The sequence below is a fragment of the Coleofasciculaceae cyanobacterium genome, assembly GCA_036703275.1.
In the GTDB taxonomy this organism is placed as follows: Bacteria; Cyanobacteriota; Cyanobacteriia; order Cyanobacteriales; family Xenococcaceae; genus Waterburya.
The window spans coordinates 1-21066 of sequence record DATNPK010000026.1 but is presented as its reverse complement, the minus strand read 5'-3'; the positions used below and the strand labels follow the sequence as shown (position 1 = coordinate 21066).

The 21066-nt window shown below is 39.5% G+C and carries 21 protein-coding genes and 1 pseudogene; 14 read left to right on the top strand and 8 right to left on the bottom strand.

Annotation, left to right across the window (positions count from 1 at the left end):
• Positions 1-43: 43 nt before the first annotated feature.
• On the bottom strand, positions 44-2311 hold the full coding sequence (locus V6C71_06075) for a polysaccharide biosynthesis tyrosine autokinase (protein ID HEY9768062.1): 2268 nt from the start codon (positions 2309-2311) through the stop codon (positions 44-46).
• Between the two features lie 387 nt (positions 2312-2698).
• On the opposite strand from V6C71_06075, the gene V6C71_06070 reads away from it, so the two are divergent.
• From V6C71_06070 to psbV, 4 genes are all read left to right on the top strand, one after another.
• Positions 2699-3313, top strand: a complete 615-nt coding sequence (locus V6C71_06070) for a sirohydrochlorin chelatase (GenBank protein ID HEY9768061.1) — start codon at positions 2699-2701, stop codon at positions 3311-3313.
• 3 nt (positions 3314-3316) lie between these two features.
• Complete coding sequence (gene cobA / locus V6C71_06065; protein ID HEY9768060.1) at positions 3317-4093, top strand: uroporphyrinogen-III C-methyltransferase; 777 nt, start codon at positions 3317-3319, stop codon at positions 4091-4093.
• Positions 4094-4339: 246 nt separating this feature from the next.
• Positions 4340-4528: a translation initiation factor IF-2 gene (locus V6C71_06060; protein ID HEY9768059.1), complete on the top strand. Its 189-nt coding sequence runs from the start codon at positions 4340-4342 to the stop codon at positions 4526-4528.
• A 168-nt stretch (positions 4529-4696) separates the two neighbouring features.
• Positions 4697-5188 (top strand): photosystem II cytochrome c-550, encoded by a 492-nt coding sequence (gene psbV, locus V6C71_06055; GenBank protein HEY9768058.1) that lies wholly within the window; start codon positions 4697-4699, stop codon positions 5186-5188.
• A 144-nt stretch (positions 5189-5332) separates the two neighbouring features.
• On the opposite strand, the gene V6C71_06050 is transcribed toward psbV, so the two are convergent.
• Together V6C71_06050 and V6C71_06045 are read right to left on the bottom strand one after the other, a co-directional pair.
• Positions 5333-6547 (bottom strand): hypothetical protein, encoded by a 1215-nt coding sequence (locus V6C71_06050; protein ID HEY9768057.1) that lies wholly within the window; start codon positions 6545-6547, stop codon positions 5333-5335.
• Between the two features lie 113 nt (positions 6548-6660).
• A complete protein-coding gene (locus V6C71_06045; protein HEY9768056.1) occupies positions 6661-7533 on the bottom strand; it encodes an MBL fold metallo-hydrolase in 873 nt (290 codons plus the stop codon).
• A gap of 189 nt (positions 7534-7722) precedes the next feature.
• On the opposite strand from V6C71_06045, the gene V6C71_06040 reads away from it, so the two are divergent.
• Together V6C71_06040 and surE are read left to right on the top strand one after the other, a co-directional pair.
• The gene (locus tag V6C71_06040) at positions 7723-7962 is read left to right on the top strand and encodes a hypothetical protein (protein ID HEY9768055.1); all 240 of its coding nucleotides are present in this window, start codon (positions 7723-7725) and stop codon (positions 7960-7962) included.
• Entirely contained in the window at positions 7962-8759 is a 798-nt protein-coding gene (surE, locus tag V6C71_06035; protein HEY9768054.1) for a 5'/3'-nucleotidase SurE, read from the top strand. Before V6C71_06040 ends, surE begins: the two co-directional genes overlap by 1 nt.
• 296 nt (positions 8760-9055) lie before the next feature.
• Here the strand turns inward: surE and V6C71_06030 are convergent, their stop codons facing one another.
• Entirely contained in the window at positions 9056-9382 is a 327-nt protein-coding gene (locus V6C71_06030; GenBank protein ID HEY9768053.1) for a hypothetical protein, read from the bottom strand.
• Positions 9383-9615: 233 nt separating this feature from the next.
• Here V6C71_06030 and ppk2 point away from each other — a divergent pair, with 233 nt between their 5' ends.
• The gene (gene ppk2 / locus V6C71_06025; protein ID HEY9768052.1) at positions 9616-10464 is read left to right on the top strand and encodes a polyphosphate kinase 2; all 849 of its coding nucleotides are present in this window, start codon (positions 9616-9618) and stop codon (positions 10462-10464) included.
• 57 nt (positions 10465-10521) lie between these two features.
• Here the strand turns inward: ppk2 and trpC are convergent, their stop codons facing one another.
• From trpC to V6C71_06005, 4 genes are all read right to left on the bottom strand, one after another.
• Positions 10522-11412, bottom strand: coding sequence for an indole-3-glycerol phosphate synthase TrpC (gene trpC / locus V6C71_06020; GenBank protein ID HEY9768051.1), 891 nt, complete (start codon positions 11410-11412; stop codon positions 10522-10524).
• Positions 11413-11634: 222 nt separating this feature from the next.
• Positions 11635-12819 carry an aspartate aminotransferase gene (locus tag V6C71_06015; protein ID HEY9768050.1) on the bottom strand — a complete coding sequence of 395 codons (1185 nt, stop codon included), beginning with the start codon at positions 12817-12819 and terminating at the stop codon, positions 11635-11637.
• 94 nt (positions 12820-12913) lie between these two features.
• A complete protein-coding gene (locus tag V6C71_06010) occupies positions 12914-14041 on the bottom strand; it encodes a histidinol-phosphate transaminase (GenBank protein HEY9768049.1) in 1128 nt (375 codons plus the stop codon).
• 94 nt (positions 14042-14135) lie between these two features.
• Positions 14136-14333: a hypothetical protein gene (locus V6C71_06005; protein HEY9768048.1), complete on the bottom strand. Its 198-nt coding sequence runs from the start codon at positions 14331-14333 to the stop codon at positions 14136-14138.
• 481 nt (positions 14334-14814) lie between these two features.
• On the opposite strand from V6C71_06005, the gene bchM reads away from it, so the two are divergent.
• The 7 genes and pseudogenes from bchM to V6C71_05970 all read left to right on the top strand — a co-directional run bounded on the left by bchM (position 14815) and on the right by V6C71_05970 (position 20820).
• On the top strand, positions 14815-15522 hold the full coding sequence (bchM, locus tag V6C71_06000) for a magnesium protoporphyrin IX methyltransferase (protein ID HEY9768047.1): 708 nt from the start codon (positions 14815-14817) through the stop codon (positions 15520-15522).
• Between the two features lie 218 nt (positions 15523-15740).
• The gene (locus V6C71_05995) at positions 15741-18179 is read left to right on the top strand and encodes a pentapeptide repeat-containing protein (protein ID HEY9768046.1); all 2439 of its coding nucleotides are present in this window, start codon (positions 15741-15743) and stop codon (positions 18177-18179) included.
• 26 nt (positions 18180-18205) lie between these two features.
• The gene (locus V6C71_05990) at positions 18206-18781 is read left to right on the top strand and encodes a hypothetical protein (GenBank protein ID HEY9768045.1); all 576 of its coding nucleotides are present in this window, start codon (positions 18206-18208) and stop codon (positions 18779-18781) included.
• 98 nt (positions 18782-18879) lie between these two features.
• Positions 18880-19044, top strand: coding sequence for a hypothetical protein (locus V6C71_05985; protein HEY9768044.1), 165 nt, complete (start codon positions 18880-18882; stop codon positions 19042-19044).
• Between the two features lie 68 nt (positions 19045-19112).
• On the top strand, positions 19113-19634 hold the full coding sequence (locus V6C71_05980) for a hypothetical protein (GenBank protein HEY9768043.1): 522 nt from the start codon (positions 19113-19115) through the stop codon (positions 19632-19634).
• Positions 19635-19711: 77 nt separating this feature from the next.
• Positions 19712-20026, top strand: a complete 315-nt coding sequence (locus V6C71_05975) for a hypothetical protein (GenBank protein ID HEY9768042.1) — start codon at positions 19712-19714, stop codon at positions 20024-20026.
• An 80-nt stretch (positions 20027-20106) separates the two neighbouring features.
• A pseudogene (locus tag V6C71_05970) lies at positions 20107-20820 on the top strand (CHAT domain-containing protein).
• Positions 20821-21066: the final 246 nt, after the last annotated feature.

Here is a 21066-nt window from a genome sequence, read left to right as displayed (position 1 = left end):
AGATTTTCTACCAATGAGCAAAATCTGAGCGACATCTCGGCAACTATAGCTTGGCTCTGCTGACGTTACCTTTAGAGTTATTGCCTTCTGGAACGTTGGATAAGTTTTGATTATTCTGAAGATTGTTTGTGCCTTGGTGTTGAATACTGCCTTGGCTAAAATATTTTTTACCGTAGCGACCATGATAAGAATAGCGGTCAAAATCATTAGGCTTAACTCCATTAACCACCATTCCTAAAACTTTTTGTCCCGTGGTTGCCAAAGCTTCCTGAGCTAGATCGGCACTTTCTTGTTCTACTACGCCAGGTCTAGCGACAAACAAAATACCATCAACTAACTTACTTAAAGTCAGTACATCTGCGGTGACAGGCAAAGGTGGCGCATCAATCAATATGAGGTCATATTCTCGGCGCGAGCGACCAATAAAATCGCTTAGTTCGGGAGAGTCCAGAAGAGCCAAGGGATTAGACTCAACCCTGCCGCTGGTCAACACGCTTAATTTAGGCATTGGCCGCTTAATAACAGCTATCGGACTTTGATTATTAGTGACAATATCTTTTAACCCGTGAGTATTATCAACTCCCCAGAGAGTGTGTTGACAAGAACGGCGTAAATCCCCGTCCACCAATAAAACATTACGACCCAGTTGAGCGATCGCAGCAGCTAGGTTAGCTACAACCGTAGATTTTCCTTCTTCGGGAACAGAACTAGTTACCAAAATAACTCTAGGAGGCTTGTCGCTGGTTAAAAACTTTAGGTTAGCCTGAATCATTCGATAGACTTCACTAGAAAAAGAATCTGGTTCATCCCTAGTTACTATTCTGTCTTGATAGCTTGGTGGCTCAAGCGGAGTTATGCCAACAGTTTTATAGGGAAATTTCTTTTTGATTTCCGCCAAAGACTGTATAGAGCGATCCTGCATTTCCAAGAGAATAATTGACAAATTTGCCAGTAATGCTCCTAATACAATACCCATGCCGAGTAATGGTGCTTTGCCCGAGTTGCCTTTTTCAGGTATGGCGGCATATTCAACCACATCGGCATTACCACTCTCATTGTTCTCAGCTATTTGCGCTTCCTGCAAATTGTTTAGTAGCGTTTCATAGGTTTTCCCGGCCGATTCGGCAGTGCGGACTAGTTCCCGCTCTTGCTTTTCTAGTCTGGGTAAGTCTTTGGCTCGTTTTAAATATTCTTGCTGAGATTGATATAAAGAGCTTACCTGCCTTTGAAGACTAAGCTCTTCAATTTTTAAACTAATAAATTTTTCTAGCTGATTTTCTTTAGTGCCATTATTATTTTGCAGCAAGCCTTGAGATACGTTAACACCTTCGCCTACATTGGCAGCAATCAAACCTCTTAGCTGTTGGGTTAAAGCGGTTTTCTTTTCATTCAGGCTAATCACAGCAGGATGTTGTTCATTAAACCTTTGTCGCTCTTTCGATAAGTCAGATTCAGTCTGAGCAAGCTGTTCTAAAATACTTTGAACTTCAGGATAAGAACCAAGTTGATTTGCTGCTACTGCCTGGTTTAAGCTCAATCCTAATTGACTCTGTAAAGCAGCAGATTGAGCCTGCATTCCTTGTAGCTCAGAGCCTGTAGTTGAAATCTGCTGATTCAATGCTCCTAAATTACTAACTAAACCTTTTTTTTCTTCGGCAAGATCGACAATGCTGTTTTCAGTTCTAAAAGCTGAAATTTCTGACTCTGCATTCTTAACTTTCGCCTCGACGGTAGGCATCTCCTTGTCGAGGAATGCTCTGGCAGCGGCAGGTTCAGACTGATTGCCTTTAATCTGCGTCTGGATATATACATCCATTAAACTATTAACTATCTCCGAAGCCGTCTTGGGATTAGGATGCTTATAGCTAATTTCGACTACGTCTGTTCCACCTACAACTCCTGTAGTCAGTTTTTTTCTAAAGTCTTCAGGCGTTAAAGGCTCGCCTTCTTGATCGGTTAGTCTTTGGCGATCAATTACCTGTTGGATAACTGGCTCAGATTCTAAGACTTCGATTTGGGTACTAAGAGGAGTTTGGTCGGTTAAAATTGTCTCCAGAGTACCTGCCTGTTCGCCAATATCTCCGATCGCTCCTGCACTTCTTTGCTTAAATAACAGTTTTCCTTCTGCTTGATATGTTTTTTGCTGTAATAAACTCAAAGCTCCAGTGACTCCTAAAGTCAAAAGAAATATTGCTAAGGCGGGTTTCCAGCGTCTTTTGATCTTGACGAAGTATTCACTTAAATTGACATCTAAAGAGTCTCTCGAAGCAGAGCTGCTTGCATTTTGAACATTAGAGTTATTACTCAACATATTATAAGTCTAGAAAGTTTTAATTTTTACGGTGATAGATTAGATTTTTAATTTATTTTGACAGCTATATTAGTATAAATACTAATACTTACATTTAAGATATATCATTTACTACAGAATAAACTGTTCTAATCGTTATAATTTTAGAGATTAACTGTTTAAGTTTCTCTAGCTAATTCATTTACGCTCTGGGTAATTTATTTGATTTTATCTTACGCTTATTTATTGGTTTTTCACGGTAGTAGGGACTGTCGAACTCAAGCTGCGGCTTCTGACCTAAGACAATTATTGGTAACCAAGTATAAATCTAAAAACATATTAGCTCAGCTAAATTGCTATAAGACAAGGTTGCCCAATTATGAGCTGAAAACGCTCATCACCTCAGATTTGTTGTCAAAAGAGCCTTTGATAGACGTAGCTGCTTTGGAGTTAGCTCCCACATCTTTAAACGAAACCTTAGTGAACTTTGCTCAAAAAGCAAAACAGCAAGGACTCGAGCAGATTAAGGTTATACCGTTATTTTTAGCGCCTGGAGTTCATGTTCAGCAAGATATTCCCGCTGAAATTGCTTTAGCCATAAAACAAATTAATAATCAAGTTACTATTGAATTATCTCCGTATTTAGGTAAATATTCGGGAATAGTTCCACTGCTATCACGTAAATTTGCCGAACTATCGGCTCAAACGCGTATTTTAATTGCTCACGGAAGTCGGTTATCGGGAGTAAATAATTACTACCAAAACTTGGCTAGCCAGTTGAACGCGACGATCGCCTATTGGTCTGTTGCACCTAAATTTGCTCAACATATTGAATTACAAATAGCATCTGGCACTAAAAAGATGGCAATTGTGCCCTATTTTTTGTTTCCTGGGAAAATTACTGAGGCGATCACTCAAGAAATTGCCCTCCTCCAACAAAAGCATACTCAGGTGGAATTAGTTTTGGGTCAGCCATTAGGAGCAACCGAAGTTTTAGCGGAATTGATTGCCCAGGAAGCTTAAACTATGAATCAACGAAAATATATAGGTAAGGTTTATTTGGTGGGAGCAGGTCCAGGAGATCCTGGATTACTGACGATCAAAGGAAAAACTCTCTTAGAACACGCTGATGTAGTTATTTATGATGCCTTGGTTAGCGCTGAAATACTAGCCATGATCGACCCTCAAGCCGAAAAAATTAACGCAGGCAAGCGCAAGGATCGTCATTCTTTGCCTCAAGCTCAGACAACAGATTTATTGCGACTAAAAGCTGAAACTAACCCCATTGTAGTGCGTCTCAAAGGGGGCGATCCCTTTGTTTTTGGTAGAGGCGGGGAAGAAATGGCCGATTTGGTCAAAGCAGGGGTAGAGGTAGAGGTCGTCCCAGGAATCACTTCAGGAATTGCTGCTCCAGCCTATGCAGGCATTCCCGTTACCCATCGTCACTATAATTCATCGGTTACTTTTGTGACTGGACACGAAGCCACCGAAAAATATCGCCCAGAAGTGAACTGGCAGGCGATCGCTCAAGGTTCGGAAACGATTGTCATCTATATGGGAGTACACAATTTGCCGCGGATTATTCCTCTGTTATTAGCAGGAGGTATGACTCCCCAAACCCCCATTGCTTTGATTCGTTGGGGAACCAGACCAGACCAGACTCAACTAATTGGAACTTTAGTCACCATCGTCGAACAAGTTGCAGCTACACAATTTCAAGCACCAGCGATCGCGGTAATTGGTCAAGTAGTGGATTTGCGCTCTTTGTTGTTCCCTCATACGACCGCCAAAGCTAACAGCTGATAGCTAACCTAACAAGATCGTTTTCTTTACCTGAAGCGACATTTCTAATGAAATCAGTCAAATTTGTGCAGCAATAAGTTCTATTAAATGAGATGATAGCTAATAATATTTGGGAGCAAACAGTTGTGCTGAGTATTATTGCTTGTCTCGACTTAAACGAAATCCTAGTATAATACATAATTACTGAATTCTGACCATTTATTAATCATTTAGTCTTCATTAAAAAGATTTAGATAGACCGTACTTATGGGTTTTGCAGAACTGTCAATTGCTGATATTGCAGCAGAATATAAGCTTGAAGAACAAGCCGTATTTGAGCTTTGCGATCGCTTTAAAATCAACTATAAAAATGAACGCACCTGTTTAGCATTAGAAGATGCCAAAACAATAATCATGGAAATTTTGGCCACTAAGACCAATTCAGAAGCTAAGTAAAAGCAATTTATTTTAGTGACCATAGTTTCTATATCTGTTCACGGCGATAAGATTGGTTACCGTTTTTATGAACCATATCAGTACTCTGTCAAGATAAGTAACTGAAGATTATGTATACTGGTGCATCACAAATAGCACCTCGATCAAATTAAAACTTTGAGGAGAACAATGTTGAAGCGATTTTTATTGGCTGCTATAGCTGCTCTATTTTTGGCAATTCAATTTAATATTGGTAGCGTTAATGCAGTTGAACTAGACGAAAGTATTCGTACTGTTCCACGTAATGACAAAGGTGACACAATCACTTTGAGTCTAAAAGAAGTTAAACAAGGACAAAAAGTATTTGTTAATAGCTGTACCTACTGTCATAAAGGTGGCGTGACTAAAACTAATCCTAACGTTAATTTGGGTTTAACTGCATTGTCTGGTGCATATCCTGCTAGAGACAATATCGAGGGAATTGTTGATTATCTTAAGCATCCTACAACCTATGATGGCGAGAAAGATATTTATGAATTTCACCCCAATACTACCCGCTCGGATCTTTATCCAATTATGCGTAATTTGACTGATGAAGATCTACAGGCTGTTGCAGGACATATTCTAATTCAACCCGAAATCCGCGGCATCCTTTGGGGTGGCGGTAAGGTTTACAACTAGAATTTAAAGCTGTTAGCTGTTAGCTCTTAGCTAAATTTTTAAAAAATAGACGGGATAAGAGATTGTAAGATTAGCGTCTTTGGTTTCTTATCCTTTTTTGTAGCATTGAGTAGAAAGCTATGGTATTTATATTTTAAAAACTTTTTATACTGCTACTTCTACAACTTCTTTTTGAGTTGATTCTAAAATTAAATAACCTTCAACCAATGATGATTCTGGTAAATTAGCAACCTGCTGTTCCAAATCTGAGGGCTTGATTTGTTGAGCTTCTAAAAGTTCATATTGTGCAGTATAACTTTCAAAAATTGAACTTCTGGCAATGAGTTTTCTCAAACTAGGGATAATAATCTTTTTTTCTCTTTCTATGCCAATTCCTTTATTTTTATTTAGTCCTGAATAATTATTTTTGAGCCAACTGCAATACCATACCTCATTCATGTCAAGTCTCAACTCATCGATCCAGCACAAGCCCTTGTTTTCCTGATAGGTAAAATCTAACCACTCAACCAATTCGGTAATTGATACATCATCTGCAAAATCAGTTGCCAAAAATCTCTCTGGATACATTCCTACTAATATTTCTTTAGCAATACGACGAGCTTGAGTTTGCCAGAACAAATTAATTTCTTCTATCTCTTTACAAGCAATATCTAGCATTCCCAACTCTGCGGTACATCGAATTTGAGATAAAGCAGTTAGAGAAAAGTATTCTTCGTAGATCGTTGCCGTTTCAATCTTGTCTGCTTCAGATAAAAGTTCTCGATAGCGCATATTGATTTCGGCAAGAACATTTCTAGAGTTGTGTAGAATCGTATGACGATGTTCTATTGCGGTTTTTGCATCGATTTTTAATAAAGCATTCAAAGCAGCACGTAGTTTAGCTCGCTCGCTACTCTCAAGAAAATATTCGATCGCCTTAATATCTTTCTGAATATCTTTGAGCTTGCTGTCAATAGTGTTAAGCTTTTTGTTAATTAAAGCAAAGCCAATACAACTTATGGTCAAACCTAAACCAGATAGGTATGCTGTCCCTGTGGCAATTTGAAGAACTTGTTGGGTAGTTCGAGATAGCGAGGAAATCTGCCCAGACATCTGCATCAACTGATGGGTAGTGAACTTATTCATCTCCTTTACTTGATTCAGTTGAGAGTAAGCAATAATACCTGGAATAAAGTTAAGTCCTGGAATAGCACCAAGTGGACTTAGTGTAGTAGGAATTAAATGTCTAATTATTTGCCCCGCATATGGTGTACCTGCTGCATGGCGTATTACTCCACCATAGAGTTTGTATTGACCCGTGATTAAACCTACAAGAGTCTCAACAGGAATAGTTCGAGAAACCACCCATCCTGGTAACATGAAAATTTCTTCCTAACTTTAAATTTGGTCTATAAAACTAGTATTCCCTAGTAGATTTAAGAAACTATAAACCAACAATTTATTGTAAAAATTTTTGCGTGGGTAGTTGATTTTTATTGTTGTTTCATCCAACTAATACACAGCTGCATTTGCTGTTTAACAGTAGCAACATCACCGTGATAGCGACGACCATGACCAGGCAAAACCCACTGAAAAGTGTAGTTAGCCAGTTTTTCCATTGATTTTATTTGTTCTGTCCAGGAATACCAGCAAAAACGAGGAAAAGCAGAAAGCTGCTCAAGATAAGACGACCAAGCTAGATGATCTCCTGTGAAGAGAAACTTGTTTTGATAAAGCAATACTGTATGACCCTTGCTATGTCCTGGTACAGGGATAATTTGTAGATCTCGAGCTAATTCTACAGGTTCGTATCCTGATAGTTTAATTTCAACTTCTTTGGTAGCTGGCTGAATGTCGTCTTGATGTAAAATACGCTCGCAATTAAAATGCTGCTGAAACTTTTGATGATCGGCAACATCGTCTTGATGGGTAAGGTACATATATTTGATGCCACCCATTTTTTCGATCTGCTTAACTAGCGGTGCAGCAAATCGAGGTGAATCAATTAAAATATTGCCTTCTGGTCGTTGGATAAAATAGCTAGCTGCACCATAAGAGGCCGCTGAATGATAGCCACAGTAATAAACATTGTTTTCGATTGGGATCGGAAAAGTCTGTTGCGCTTGCTTAATTCCCGTTGGTTTATTTACTGTGCCAATAGAAGCGGTAGGACAAGCCAAAAGAGCCTGCATTGCCAGCAATTCTTCCTTATCTGTGGATGGTTGATGATATACCGCTGATTGAGATGTTTGACGATTATATACTTCAGGGGCAATCCAACGGCAAGTATCGCAGTCGATACAGCTAGAGTCAACGTAGAAATTACCCTCAATGTTTTCTGTTCTTTTTTGCTGTAAAGTAGCCATTTTCCTGAATTTCAAATCTTAAATATATTTGTAGTTACTTTCTGGTTTGTTTGAGCGAACAATACTGCTATTTTTATTTTAACTAGACTACGAATGATAATTAACTATTGACACTCATGCGCTAAACGCTGCGCGTTATAAGGCACGATTCTGGTATACAATATTTGCGACTTCAACAAAGTTTTAAAAATGCTACATCGCTTGAGAGAATTAATAATAGAACAATACAGTATCATAGATTTTTTAGGAGAAGGACTAGGAGGAACAACTCATAAAGCTTTAGATTTAAAAAGCAATAATTACGTGGCTGTAAAAGTTTTGTTATTCCAGCAACCGAGTAACTGGAAAATAATAGACTTAAACGTTTCTTCAAGCTATTTTTTGCTATGGTTTGTAGCAATGATTAATTTCAACCTAGCGGATGATTAATGAGCAATATTTTGATTAGCAACGATGATGGTATTTTTGCTTTAGGCGTGCGGACTTTAGCTGATACTCTTGCTCAAGCTGGTCATCAGGTGACGGTGGTTTGCCCAGATCGCGAACGTTCGGCTACTGGACACGGTTTAACCCTTCACCAGCCAATTAGAGCCAAAGAAGTTGATTCTATCTTCGATCGCAATGTAGTTGCATGGTCTTGTTCTGGCACTCCCGCCGACTGTGTTAAGTTTGCCCTCAGCGCTGTCTTAAAAATTCGTCCCGATTTTGTTTATTCGGGGATTAATCATGGTCCAAATTTGGGTACTGATGTTCTATATTCTGGAACGGTATCGGCTGCAATGGAAGGAGCTTTGGAAGGCATTCCCAGTGTAGCATTTAGTTTGGCGAGCTTTTCGGCTTTTGAGTTTCAACCTGCTGCTGATTTTGCCCTTAAACTGGTCAAGCAATTGGCAGATGAGGATTATCCTAAACCACCTTTACTTAGCGTTAATATTCCCCCTGTAGAAGCTTCACAAATAGCGGGGGTGATGGTGACGCGTCAGGGTTTGCGGCGCTATATTGAAAAATTTGCCAAAAGACTCGACCCGCGTGGCAAAAGTTATTATTGGTTAGAAGGAGAAATTGTCGAAGATATTGAGCAGCCAGAAGATGTTAATTTACCGCCTCATATTTTGACTGATGTTCAAGCAATTCGCGATCGCTATATTACTATTACCCCTTTGCAATACAACCTTACTGATGCAGCAATAGTTAAACATCTTTATCAACAAGATTTTTTTAACTAGATTCAAATTTGATCGCACTTGGCAGAGTTGGGAAAATAAAATTTCTGGAGGGCGATCGCAAATTTGACCTATAACTCTAGCAACTCGCTAGCATCGCTTCGCATAAAGTCAGAAGTAGAGACGTTCGATGGAACGTCCGTACAGAAGTCAGAAGTATTTAATTGCGGTGCTTCTAGGATTTACTAATGGTAAATTTATTTACGCCCACGTCTGCTAGATATTTTGAAACCAGCCTGGAAGTTGATTATTCCTGCTTGAGAAACAGCAAAAATTAAACCAGAAAAAGAACGAAAGTTTTAAGGTTCAGGTTGATAATTAACCTCTGACCATATTTCTTTAATTTCCTCTGCTTGCTGGGATGCTGTAAAATTCTCCCAAACGATCCCATTGACATCAGTTTCAGCAGACATAATAAATGCAGCTGGATCTTCCCAGCCTAAATGCCGTAAACTTCCAGGTGAACAAGAGTTGTCTTGTCTTGCAGAAACATTAAGAGTATTAGTACGCCAAAGAGCATATTCTTTAGCTATAACTAAGCATGGTTCGGTGTTTAGGCGTTTACTATAATCTTTCACCGTTGCTTCGATATCATTGGTAGAAATTGCTAAATGTAATTTTCTCATTTTCAAGCTTTATTTTTAAACTACACTTTTTTGAATTAAAAACGATCGTTAAAACTATTGAAAATAAATTCGCTATTCCTTAAGATTACGAGGTATAGAAACAAGGTACATAAAATTTTTTGAGAATAGATAGTTAAACTTAAAATTAAGACATAAGTTAAGTTCGCTCCTAACATTCTTGATGAAAAAATTGCTGTAAGTTATTTGAATAATCAATAGAGAGGCAGGAAAATATGAGTAAGCAAAATTATCATAGCCAAGTTGCCGAGCTAGAAACAAACGGTAAAAAAGACCAAGGTAAAGCTAAAAAACTCAGCAAAAAAAAGTACAAAAAAGAACTAGCTAAGCTACAGATAGAGTTAGTTAGGCTGCAACGCTGGGTAAAACATAAAGGTTTAAAAGTGGTGGTTATTTTTGAAGGTAGAGATGCAGCAGGTAAAGGCGGAACAATCAAGCGTATTAGTGGGTGTTTAAATTCCCGTATATGTAAAGTTATAGCTTTAGGAACACCAAGCGATCGCGAAAAAAACCAGTGGTACTTTCAAAGATATGTAGCTAATCTTCCCGCAGCAGGAGAAATAATGATATTCGATCGCAGCTGGTACAATCGTGCAGGGGTAGAGAAAGTGATGGACTTTTGTACTTATGAGGAATACAATGAATTCATGCGTTCTTGTCCTGAGTTTGAAGTAATGATTCAGCGAGCGGGCATTATTTTAATTAAATATTGGTTCTCAGTCAGCGATGGCGAACAAGAAAAACGTTTTCAAGCTCGAATCAACGATCCGATTAAACGCTGGAAAATTAGCCCAATGGACTTAAAAGCCAGAGAAAAATGGGTAGAATACTCCAAAGCTAAAGATGATATGTTTGCAGCGACAGATGTTCCTGAATCTCCTTGGAATGTAGTAGAATCGGATAATAAGAAGCGAGCGCGACTAAACTGTATTAGCCATCTGTTAAACAGTATTCCCTACGAAGATCTGCCAGTCGAAGAAATCAAATTACCTGCAAGAGAAGAAGCGAGCGATTATGAACGCCCACCAATGGAAATGCAAAATTTTGTGCCGACTGAATATTAGGTTAGATGAAGCAGGTGGGCATTGCCCACCCAACTAAGTATATTGCCAAATCTTTTTCTAGTTTCCAAAATTAAATAAATTAGAGGCTGCTTGTGTTATATCTTCTTGTTTAACCAATGATTCCCCAATTAAGACTGCTTTTGCTCCTGCTTCTTTGACGGTGTTTAAGTCTTCTGGGGTATGTAAACCAGATTCACTGACGACCAAAATATTGCGTTGGCTTAACTCTTCTCGTCTGGCAGCCAAGATATCACAAGTAGTTTGTAAGCTAACTGAAAAATCTGCTAAATTACGGTTATTAATACCGACTAGCTCAACACCGTCTATTTTTAGCACTCGGTCTAATTCTTCGAGAGTATGTACTTCAATTAAAGGAGTCATACCTAAAGCCTTGGTAATTTTAATAAAATAGTTGAGATCTTTGGCTTCTAAGATCGCAGCGATTAATAATACCGCATCTGCACCTTGAGCGCGGGCAAAATAAATTTGATAGGGATAGATAATAAACTCTTTGCACAACAAAGGTAAATCTACTGCTTGTCTGATTAAACTAAGATTATTAAAGCTTCCTTGGAAGAACTTCTCATCAGTTAAGACAGATAGACAGGTTGCATTACCCTTTTCATAAGCAAGAGCGATCGCTACTGGATTAAAGTCGGCTCTAATTACTCCTTTAGAAGGCGAGGCTTTCTTAACTTCGGCAATTAAAGCAGGATTAGTTTTACCGTTACGTAATGCAGCCAAAAAGTCTTGGGGAGGTGCAACATCCTCTACCTGCTGTCGTAATTGCATTAAAGGCAAGCGATCGCGCAGGCGATCGACTTCTACCTCTTTGTGCCAGACAATCTCTTCTAAAATATGATTAGGTTCACAATTAGGAATTTTTGAGCGATATTCTACTTCTGCCGAATTAACTTTAGGATTAGGATTTCTACGTCTAATTTGCATTATTAAATTAATGTGTTTGGTGTGGACTAACTTCGGTTTAATTTATTGGTTATAGCCACTAGATTCGCAGTGCCAATTGGCTTGAAAATAATTTTTGATTTACGCTAAACCTGATAAATAAGAGTCGCTCGATAATCAGCTAGATTATGAATAATAGATTAGCGTAAATCAACTTACCGATAATAAAAGATTCATTTGGCTAAAAGCAAAAAGCTAAGGACTTTATCGATAACAAATCCCCGCTTGTTTAAACCGCCTCAGCACTTCTCCCAGGCGATCGCAATCGACAATCAGACTAATTCTGACATAGCCCTCACCCGCTTCACCAAAAGCATTTCCAGGAGTGATTACTACCCCAGTTTGCTGTAAGACATCCAAAGCAAATTCCGTCGAACTTTGTGCCATAGGAGTTTCGATCCACAGATACATAGTTGCCTTAGAAACTGGAATCTTCCAGCCGAGTTTTCCCAAACCCTCGATCAAAAAATCTCTTCTAGTACTATAGCGGTGTTGCACCTGTTTGATATATTCATCTGGTAACTGTAAAGCAGTTTCGGCTGCTTTTTGGATCGCGGAGAAAATACCATAGTCCAAATTAGTTTTAAGAGTCCGCAATCCCTGAATTACGTCTGAGTTACCCACCACGAAACCCACACGCCAACCAGCCATATTATAAGTTTTTGATAGGGTATGAAATTCTACGCCGATTTCTTTTGCCCCTGGTATTTCTAACAAAGATGTTGGCTGATAACCATCAAAGGCTAATTCCGCATAGCAAAGATCGTGGACTAATAATATTTCATAGTGACGGGCAAACTCAACTATTTCCTCATAAAACTCCCGTGGTGCAGTAGCGGTAGTCGGATTATTTGGATAATTAAAATAAAGTATCTTAGCTTGCCTCGCCACATCTTCAGCAATAGTACTCAGGTCAATTAACCAGTTTTGTTCTGCCGTCAGGTGTATCGGGTGAATTTTCGCTCCTGCGATCATTGGTCCCCGAAAATGGGCAGGATAAGAAGGAGTGGGAACTAAAATAATATCTCCTGGATTGACATAGGCTAAAGCCAAATGACCCAAACCCTCTTTAGAGCCAATTAGGGGTAAAGCTTCGCTATCAGGGCTTAATTCAACTCCATAGCATCTTTTATACCAGGTCGTAATTGCCTGCCGAAAACTCGCTGTTCCCTCAAAGGGTGGATAGCCATGATTGTCGGGATTTTGGAGGGCGGCGATCGCTGCATCAATCACTGGTTGAGGTGCAGCACCATCAGGATTCCCCATTCCCAAATCAATTAAGTCTAGTCCTTGTTCTCTGGCGCGGACTTTTAATTCATCCAGGCGGGCAAATACGTAAGGAGGTAGGGCATCTAAACGCTCGGCACGACTAATCCAATCTAAACTCATATCTACAGCTAACGGTTGACGTAGCTTCTTATTCTCTCATCTCGTTCCCTAATTGTGTCAATAATAATTGCGGGGTTTTTGTCTGCCTAATTTCTTACTTCCCCACCGCAGCTAATTTTTCTATGGTGCGGTTATTTTCTTCAGGAGTACCGATGGTAATGCGTAAACCACCTCCTGTATGACGAATGAGAGTTCCTTTAGCTTTAAGACTCTGAGTAATGTCTGCCAGAGTTTGCTCATGCTGCTTATTGCTGAGATCGGCTAAGCCAAGATACAAAAAGTTAGCCTGACTTTGCCATACTTTAAATGCGCCGTTTGCCTGGAGAATTTGATAAATTCGCTCTCTTTCTTCTATGGTTTGGGTAACTAATGGTAAAAGTAACTGACGTTGCTGTAAGGCTACCCTCGCTGCTATCTGGGAAAAACTCGGAAGGTTATAAGGTAGACGAACTTTCTCTAACACTCTAACTAGATCGCGATTGGCGATCGCATATCCGACACGATGGGCTGCTAATCGGAAGGCTTTGGAGAAGGTACGCAACACGATCCAGTTGCTACGCTGAGCTAACTCGCTCACGACAGAGGTTTGACTAAACTCAAAATAAGCTTCGTCTACTACGACTAAAATATTCTCTGGTAAAGTTTTAAGCCAGTCTAATTCCTCAGTTTTTAAAGCATTTCCCGTCGGTGAATTAGGATGTACTACAAATACTACCCGCACTGGAGGATTATTGGTTTGCTCGATTGCTTGCTGGGCAGCATCTAAGTTTAAGGCAAAATCTTTTTGTCTGGAAACGGTGACAACAGGAATCCCTAAAGTCTTAGCCAAGATGCCATACATGGAAAAAGTGGGAGTTGCCACTAAAATTGAACCCTCTGCGCCTAAGCAAGTAGCGATTAACAATGAACGTATTAGTTCATCTGAACCATTGCCGACTGAAATGTTAGCGGTACAGAAACTTTTGGTGGAATCAGCTGACTCATTGACGTATTCTGCGATCGCGCTTTTTAACTCCTGTTGGCTACCATCGGGATAGCGGTTGGCTTCTATCTCCTGTTGATATGCCCACGCCAGCTTAGATTTGATTTCTGCGGGTAAGTCTAAGGGGCTTTCATTAGTATCTAGACGATCGACAATGGCTGCGCTTTCCCCTCCTGGATGTGGTGTATAAACAGCCAGTTGGGCTAATTCAGAACGGATAAAAGAAAGGCGATCGCTCATGTTACTAGTAGAGGGTGGAGAGGTAAATTATCAGCTGTAGCCGTCTAAATTTAGAGAATTAGTTAATCTTGATCATCCTCAAAATACTCTATGTCTAATTTAGTAGTTTATTGGCAAATTTTTTTCTTTGGCTAGATAGTTTTTGGTATAAATTATCGTTAAATAGCATTTGCTTATGAAATTTGATCAGTAAATCTTTAGTTTCTGCCTCAGACAAATCTTTAATTTTGGTGGCAAATACTTGGTGGATGAATTCTTGTTCTAAGGATAATCGGTTTGACTCGAAGTTCATAGCTCAAGCTCCTGGTGGTGAGGTAAGTAAGTAATATGCTAGTTCGATAAAAAATTATCAACTAAACTAAGAATATTTAATCAAGTATGTAAAAAATTGTAAACAAATATTGCTGCATAAATATTTTGCGTTTTAGCCCTAAGTATTGGCAGCCCAACTAAACGAAGTCAGAAGTCCCATATGCCCTAAAGGACTCCTAAAGAATACCGCTTCGCATATAGCTGCGCGTGACGCGCTAGCTAATCCTTTAGGACGCGGAGCGTCGTCTTTTAGTACATGGGGATAACATTAGAACCATCATAGCGACTTTAAGTCAAGAGTACTTTATCAATCGGATTTAGTATGATTCACTATTTTTAATCAAACCGGGCTTTTGCGATCGACGATTAGTATATCGCAGGTTAGAAATTCAATAAACCTGAGGGGAGTAAGCAAGATACAATACTGAATCGAGACAAATATTTAATATTTAAATTAATTTATGAAAACAACTGACAAAACTAAAAAAAATGATAAAGTAATCGTTAAAGATTATTTCAATCAACAAGGGTTTGAGCGCTGGCGCAGAATCTACGGCGAAACAGAAGACGTTAATAAAGTCCAAAAGAAAATTCGTCAGGGACATCAACAAACTATTGATACTGTAGTTGGCTGGTTGAAAGATGATGGCAACTTAGCAGATTTGAAAATTTGTGATGCGGGGTGTGGTGTAGGTAGTTTGAGTATTCCTTTAGCTCAGGCAGGAGCGACAGTTTGCGCGAGTGATATCTCTGCCAAAATGGTTAATGAAGCGCGGGAAAGAGCCGAATTAGCACTAGGTGATACTAGCCAGCTCGATTTCATGGTTAAAGATTTAGAAGCCTTAACTGGTATATATGACACGGTAATTTGCTTAGATGTTCTAATTCATTACCCGACAGAAGATGCAGCAAAAATGATCGCGCATTTAGCATCTTTGACCGAATCTCGTCTAATTCTTAGTTTTGCTCCAAAAACTTATTTATTATTTATCTTGAAAAAAATTGGCGAATTTTTTCCTGGTCCTTCCAAAACTACTAGAGCTTATCAACACCAAGAAGCAAAAATTATCGCAATTTTAAAAGACAATGGTTTCGAGATTAAACGCACGGGAATGACTAGCATTAGCTTTTATTATTCTCGAATATTAGAAGCAGTTAAATCCAGTTAACAGTTAATAAAGATCCAGTTTTGGAGGAGGGGTTGGGTAATAAGTCCTAAGGAATAAGCTTCAAGAAGCTACGCCCTAAAGGATATGCGAAGCGGTATGCTTTAGCACTAGCCCGTGCATGATTAGCGCCTGGAGGCGCGTCCTTCGCGTCGCAAATAATGAGTTCTACTTAACTGAAATTCGCTAATTTCTATCACAAGATTTGTTTGTCGTGTTAGATGGATCATCGAGATAAGTTTATTGCCACAGAAATATTAGGTCACAAGAGTGAGGCGGGAGAAAAATTAGTTTGGGATAGCGTTAAGCGAGCTTTTGAGCAGCGTAAATGTATTGCTTACTGGCGTTATCCTATTTTCGCTCAGCAGCAATTTAGAAAAGAACCTGATATATTAATTGCTGATGATCACTTAGGTTTAATTGTAATTGAAGTAAAAGCGATCGCGATCGAGCAGTTAGTTAGTATTCAGGGTCATCGTTGGCAATATCAAAATTTTTATACCGAATTTGGTAATCCTTATCAACAGGCAGAAAGACAGTTATTTGGGTTACTTCAATATAGCGATCGCGAACCTTTATTAAGCAAAAAAGTTACAGCCAAAGCAATTATTGCTCTACCTTATATTACTCAAGCTCAATGGCAACAAAAAGGTTTTGACAAGTTACCAAACTGTCCGCCGATCTTGTTTCAAGAGGCTCTTGGTTCATCGAGCCTAATTATCAAATTAATTACTAATACATATCCCGTTGTTTTAGGAGAAGTCTTAACTCCAACTCAATGGGAATTATTATTAGCTGTTTTAGGTGGAACATCTTTGTATACCACTTCAGAGCAAAGCCTTCCTAGTTCTGCTCATAGTCGGCGTAAAGTAATTCAACAGGTGCGATCGCGCTTAAATCAATTAGACTTACAGCAGGAAAAGATTGCTAAACAAATTCCTGAAGGAATGCAAAGAATTAGAGGTATTGCTGGTTCGGGTAAAACCGTAATTCTCTGCCAAAAAGCAGCCTTGATGTCCGTTAAATATCCAGAATGGCAAATTGCCTTGGTCTTTTTTTCTCGCAGTTTATATGATTCAATTACTCACCAGGTAGATAAGTGGATACGCCACTTTACTCAAGACAAAATTGGCTATAGTCCTAAAAATTCTAATCTAAAAATTCTTCATGCCTGGGGAAGTAAACAACAGCCTGGTTTTTATGGCACTATCTGCAAAGCAGCGGGAACAACTCCCTTATCTGTTCCTTTTACTATTAGCCAAAAGCCAAATGAAGCATTAGCAGAAGCCTGCGTACAGCTACTAGAAACTAGAACTATTCCACAGATTTTTGATGCTGTTTTAATTGATGAGGGGCAAGATTTAATTGCCGATAGCTGGATATATCAAAATAAACAGCCGTTTTATTGGTTAGCCTATCAAGCTTTACGTCCAGTTAATCCGATATCTCCTCAACAAAGACGGCTGATTTGGGCTTATGATGAACTGCAAAGTTTGTCTAGTTTAAAACTACCCGAACCAGTTGAACTATTTGGCGAAGAACTAGGACATCTAGCGACAGGACAATATAATCAGCAGATTAACAAGACGGAAATTATCTCTCGCTGTTATCGTACACCGCATCAGGTCATAATGGTTGCCCATGCGATCGCTTTAGGATTACAGAGAAAACAAGGTATCTTAACAGGTTCAATTTACCCCGAAGAATGGCAAGCTTTAGGTTATAAAATAACGGGCAATTGGCAATTAGGCAGTCAGATTGCTCTGGTTAGAAACCATGATTCACCCAATATTATTAGTGAACTATGGCAGGGAGAGATGATTAACTTTGATCGCTTTGCTTCTCGCCAACAGGAGTTAACCGTCTTAGCAGATAAGATCGAACAAAATATAACTCAGGATAATTTTCAGCCAGATCGAGAAGTGTTAATTATCGTTCTAGGTTCAGCTTATGCTGCTGCGTCTTTAGTTAAACAAACCGCAACTTTTTTAATTAATCGAGGAATTAATATTTATCTGCCCACACAAAGCAGCTTTAATTGTGTAGATTCTGCTCAACAACGGCATCCTAATCAGTTTTGGCATCCAGGAGCAATTACTATTTCTACAATCCATCGTGCCAAAGGGCAAGAAGCCGATTTGGTTTATCTAATTGGCCTAGATCTAATTGCTCAAGATGAAAGTAACTTATATTTGCGTCATCAGCTATTTACTGCCCTGACTCGGACTAGAGCCTGGGTAAACATCAGCGGTATCGCAGATTACTCGCTCTATCAAGAATTATCTCGGTTAATCGCTAGTAAAAATAATATAACTTTCACCGTGACTAGCTTACCTCAAAGAGAACTCAGAATTAGCGATCGCGCCAGTCTGATCCAAGAATATGCGCTGGGAAGAACTAACTTTCGTTATGCCAATCTTCGCCATGCTGATTTATCTGGGATGAATTTAACTAATATCAATCTTATCGAAGCAGATCTAAGCTACACCAACCTGGAGAGAACAAACCTTACCAACGCCAAGTTAATTGCCGCAAATTTGAGTAACGCTAATCTAACCCACGCTAATTTAACTAATGCCAAACTAATCGGTGCCGATCTAACTAATACCAATCTGACTGATACCAATTTGACTAGAGCCAATGTAACCCATATCAGTTAGAGGTTTCAAAATTATTTTAGGGAACGATGAAAAATTGGCGACGATTTTTCATTACTGTTTTACTGGGCTTGAGTTTTAATTTAGGATTCAACCTCGATTTGACTGCTCAAGTACCGCCATCGCAGCTAGTACAACAAGCACAGCAACAATATCAACGCGGAAATTCAGTAGGTGCGATCGCGCAATTAAAACAAGCCGAACAAATCTATCAAACTCAAGAGCAAACTTTACAACAGGCTCAGGTATTAGCTTTGATTTCCTTGGCGCAACAACAGCTTGGCAATTGGCAACTTGCTCGTGCCAATATTGACGATAGCTTAACTTTAATTAGTTCAATACCCTCCAGCAGCAGTAAAACTCAAGTATTAGCTCAAATCAGAAATACCCAGGCACATTATTTATTGGATACAGGACAATATAACGAAGCTTTAGCAGATTGGCAGCAAGCAGAACAGTTATATCGTCAGATCGAAGATCGCCCAGGAATTTCGGGAACTTTACTCGCTCAGGCACAGGCATTAGAAAAAATGGGTTTTTATCGGCGTGCTTGCGAGCGCATTTTTGTCGTCTTCGAGCAACCCGACTATAGCTGTCTGAGCTGACTAAGAGCCAAATCAGCACAGTTATTCAACAGGCAGCGATGGAAGCCCAACCCTAGCAAGTTAACGGTTTGAATAGCATTGGCAATAGTCTTTTATTAATGGGGAAACTTTCTTTAGCCCAGAGATTTATTCAAGCCAGTCACAGTATTAACTCCAGCTTACTTAGCGACTCGCCGACTACTAAAGCCAAAATTCTCTTGAGCTTAGGCAATATCAATAAGTGCGATCGCGCTACGCTCAAAAGAGCGACAAGACTCAGCTAGCTTTACTACCCATAGCCAAAAAGCAATTCAATATTATCAGCAGGCTTGAGGCGCAGACATCAACGCCAATGACTAATGCAGATCGACTATCGGCGCAATTAAATCAGTTATCTCTAGCAATTGTTACTCAAAAATGGCCACGAGCTAAGGCATTAGCCGCGAAGATTCGCTTAACTCACAACTTTAAACGCAACCTTTATGCTGAGGTTAAATTTGCTTATAGTCTAGAATTACTTAAGCAACAAAATGTCTCTTTAAAGTATTCCTGGCAAGATATCGTAGATATTTATCTTGATGCGATCGCCCAGGCTCAATTGACCAACGATCGAGCCATTGAGTCTTATGCTTTAGGTTATCTAGGTACGCTGTGCCAAAATAAAAATATTAAGCAAAATATTAAGTTAAATCTTACTTCACAACAGCTACTCGAACAGGCTCTGGTGTTGGCTCAAACCCTTCCTGCACCAGAGATTGCCTATCGTTGGCAATGGCAGTTAGGAAAAATTTATCGTCAACAGGGACAAAGAACCAAAGCGATCGCCAATTATCAAGCAGCTTTGGCTAATCTTAGTGATTTACGTAGGATTTAGTTGCTTTAGAAAGAGAAGTTCAGTTCGATTTTCAAGAACAGATCGAGCCTGTATACCGAGAACTTGCCGATTTATTATTGGCGACAGCATCATCTTCTGATACAGATATCGAGATGGCTCTTAACGTCATCGAAGCTCTTCAAGTAGCCGAACTAGATAATTATTTTCAAGATGCTTGTACTACTTTTGAAGCAAAGGGTATCGATAAGCTCGATTCAGAGGCAGCCATAATCTACACCGTTATTCTGCCAGAGCGTTTAGAAATTATCTCAAGTCGTTACACAGGCAGAACTAGAAACCACAATCGAGCAACTACGGCAATATATTACCGAACCAGATCGCATGAGAGAAGTACAGCAACTTTCGGCTCAAATTTATACTTGGTTGATTAAACCATTGATGGCCGATCTATAAAATCAAACAGCCTAAAACACTGGTTTTTGTGCTTGATGGTTTGCTTCAAACTATTCCCATGTCAGTACTATACGACGGCGAACAATATCTGATTGAAAAATAGGCGATCGCTTTAACTCCTGGTTTACGGCTATTAAACTCTCAGACAGGTTTTTCATCGGCTTCATTACTAGCAGGAGGAGTTAGTAAATTTTTGCAGGTAAACAACCAAAGCTTCTCCGCACTAGACAACGTGCCTGAAGAGCTAAATACTTTTGCTCGGTTAGATAGTCAGGTATTGTTAAATGAGCAATTTACCCCAGCTAATTTGCTCGAACAACTTAACTCACCCTCTGCTTCTATTATTCACCTGGCAACTCATGGCCAATTTCGCTCTAACCCAGAACAAACTTTTCTCTTAATGTGGCAACAACTATTAACTATTCAAGACTTTAGTAGTTTATTGCAAAGCCGAATTAAAGCAGTTACTAATCCCATAAATCTCTTAGTGCTTAGCGCTTGCGATACGGCGACTGGCGATCGCAGGGCTACTTTAGGATTGGCGGGGGTAGCCGTCAGGAGTGGCTCTGTTAGTACCTTAGCTACTCTTTGGCAGGTTAATGATGATTCAACTACCGAGTTGATGAAGCTCTTCTATCAACAATTAGACAATAACAATAATAAAGCAGAGGCATTACGGCAGGCACAGCTAAAGCTTTGGCAAACAACAGGCAAAGACTGGAAAGTTCCTGCTTTTTGGTCAGCATATATCATGATTGGCAACTGGCAATAGTCTTTGATTATATTAATTTTCGCGCATAATAAGTAAAGATAAAGCATGAAGTACTACGACCTGCTTCGCGAGGTCATAGTATCTAAAAACCTCGGTCAATTCAGGGACGGGGTAGAGTCGAGGGGAGCTATCATGCTCCGCCCCTCTCTGTGAAATCCGAGCGTGCTGGTTTCCCCGCACTCGGCTTCCGAATATATTGATTCTTTCCGAATCTGGCTCATGTGTATATAGTGGTGGCAACTGCTG

Bases quoted from the DNA above. Each gene is read 5' to 3' on its own strand.
- V6C71_06075 (HEY9768062.1), bottom strand. From the start codon at position 2,311: ATGTTGAGTAATAACTCTAATGTTCAAAATGCAAGCAGCTCTGCTTCG.
- cobA (HEY9768060.1), top strand. From the start codon at position 3,317: ATGAATCAACGAAAATATATAGGTAAGGTTTATTTGGTGGGAGCAGGT.
- V6C71_06060 (HEY9768059.1), top strand. From the start codon at position 4,340: ATGGGTTTTGCAGAACTGTCAATTGCTGATATTGCAGCAGAATATAAG.
- psbV (HEY9768058.1), top strand. From the start codon at position 4,697: ATGTTGAAGCGATTTTTATTGGCTGCTATAGCTGCTCTATTTTTGGCA.
- V6C71_06050 (HEY9768057.1), bottom strand. From the start codon at position 6,547: ATGTTACCAGGATGGGTGGTTTCTCGAACTATTCCTGTTGAGACTCTT.
- V6C71_06045 (HEY9768056.1), bottom strand. From the start codon at position 7,533: ATGGCTACTTTACAGCAAAAAAGAACAGAAAACATTGAGGGTAATTTC.
- V6C71_06040 (HEY9768055.1), top strand. From the start codon at position 7,723: ATGCTACATCGCTTGAGAGAATTAATAATAGAACAATACAGTATCATA.
- surE (HEY9768054.1), top strand. From the start codon at position 7,962: ATGAGCAATATTTTGATTAGCAACGATGATGGTATTTTTGCTTTAGGC.
- V6C71_06030 (HEY9768053.1), bottom strand. From the start codon at position 9,382: ATGAGAAAATTACATTTAGCAATTTCTACCAATGATATCGAAGCAACG.
- ppk2 (HEY9768052.1), top strand. From the start codon at position 9,616: ATGAGTAAGCAAAATTATCATAGCCAAGTTGCCGAGCTAGAAACAAAC.
- trpC (HEY9768051.1), bottom strand. From the start codon at position 11,412: ATGCAAATTAGACGTAGAAATCCTAATCCTAAAGTTAATTCGGCAGAA.
- V6C71_06015 (HEY9768050.1), bottom strand. From the start codon at position 12,819: ATGAGTTTAGATTGGATTAGTCGTGCCGAGCGTTTAGATGCCCTACCT.
- V6C71_06010 (HEY9768049.1), bottom strand. From the start codon at position 14,041: ATGAGCGATCGCCTTTCTTTTATCCGTTCTGAATTAGCCCAACTGGCT.
- V6C71_06005 (HEY9768048.1), bottom strand. From the start codon at position 14,333: ATGAACTTCGAGTCAAACCGATTATCCTTAGAACAAGAATTCATCCAC.
- bchM (HEY9768047.1), top strand. From the start codon at position 14,815: ATGAAAACAACTGACAAAACTAAAAAAAATGATAAAGTAATCGTTAAA.
- V6C71_05995 (HEY9768046.1), top strand. From the start codon at position 15,741: ATGGATCATCGAGATAAGTTTATTGCCACAGAAATATTAGGTCACAAG.
- V6C71_05990 (HEY9768045.1), top strand. From the start codon at position 18,206: ATGAAAAATTGGCGACGATTTTTCATTACTGTTTTACTGGGCTTGAGT.
- V6C71_05985 (HEY9768044.1), top strand. From the start codon at position 18,880: ATGGGGAAACTTTCTTTAGCCCAGAGATTTATTCAAGCCAGTCACAGT.
- V6C71_05980 (HEY9768043.1), top strand. From the start codon at position 19,113: ATGACTAATGCAGATCGACTATCGGCGCAATTAAATCAGTTATCTCTA.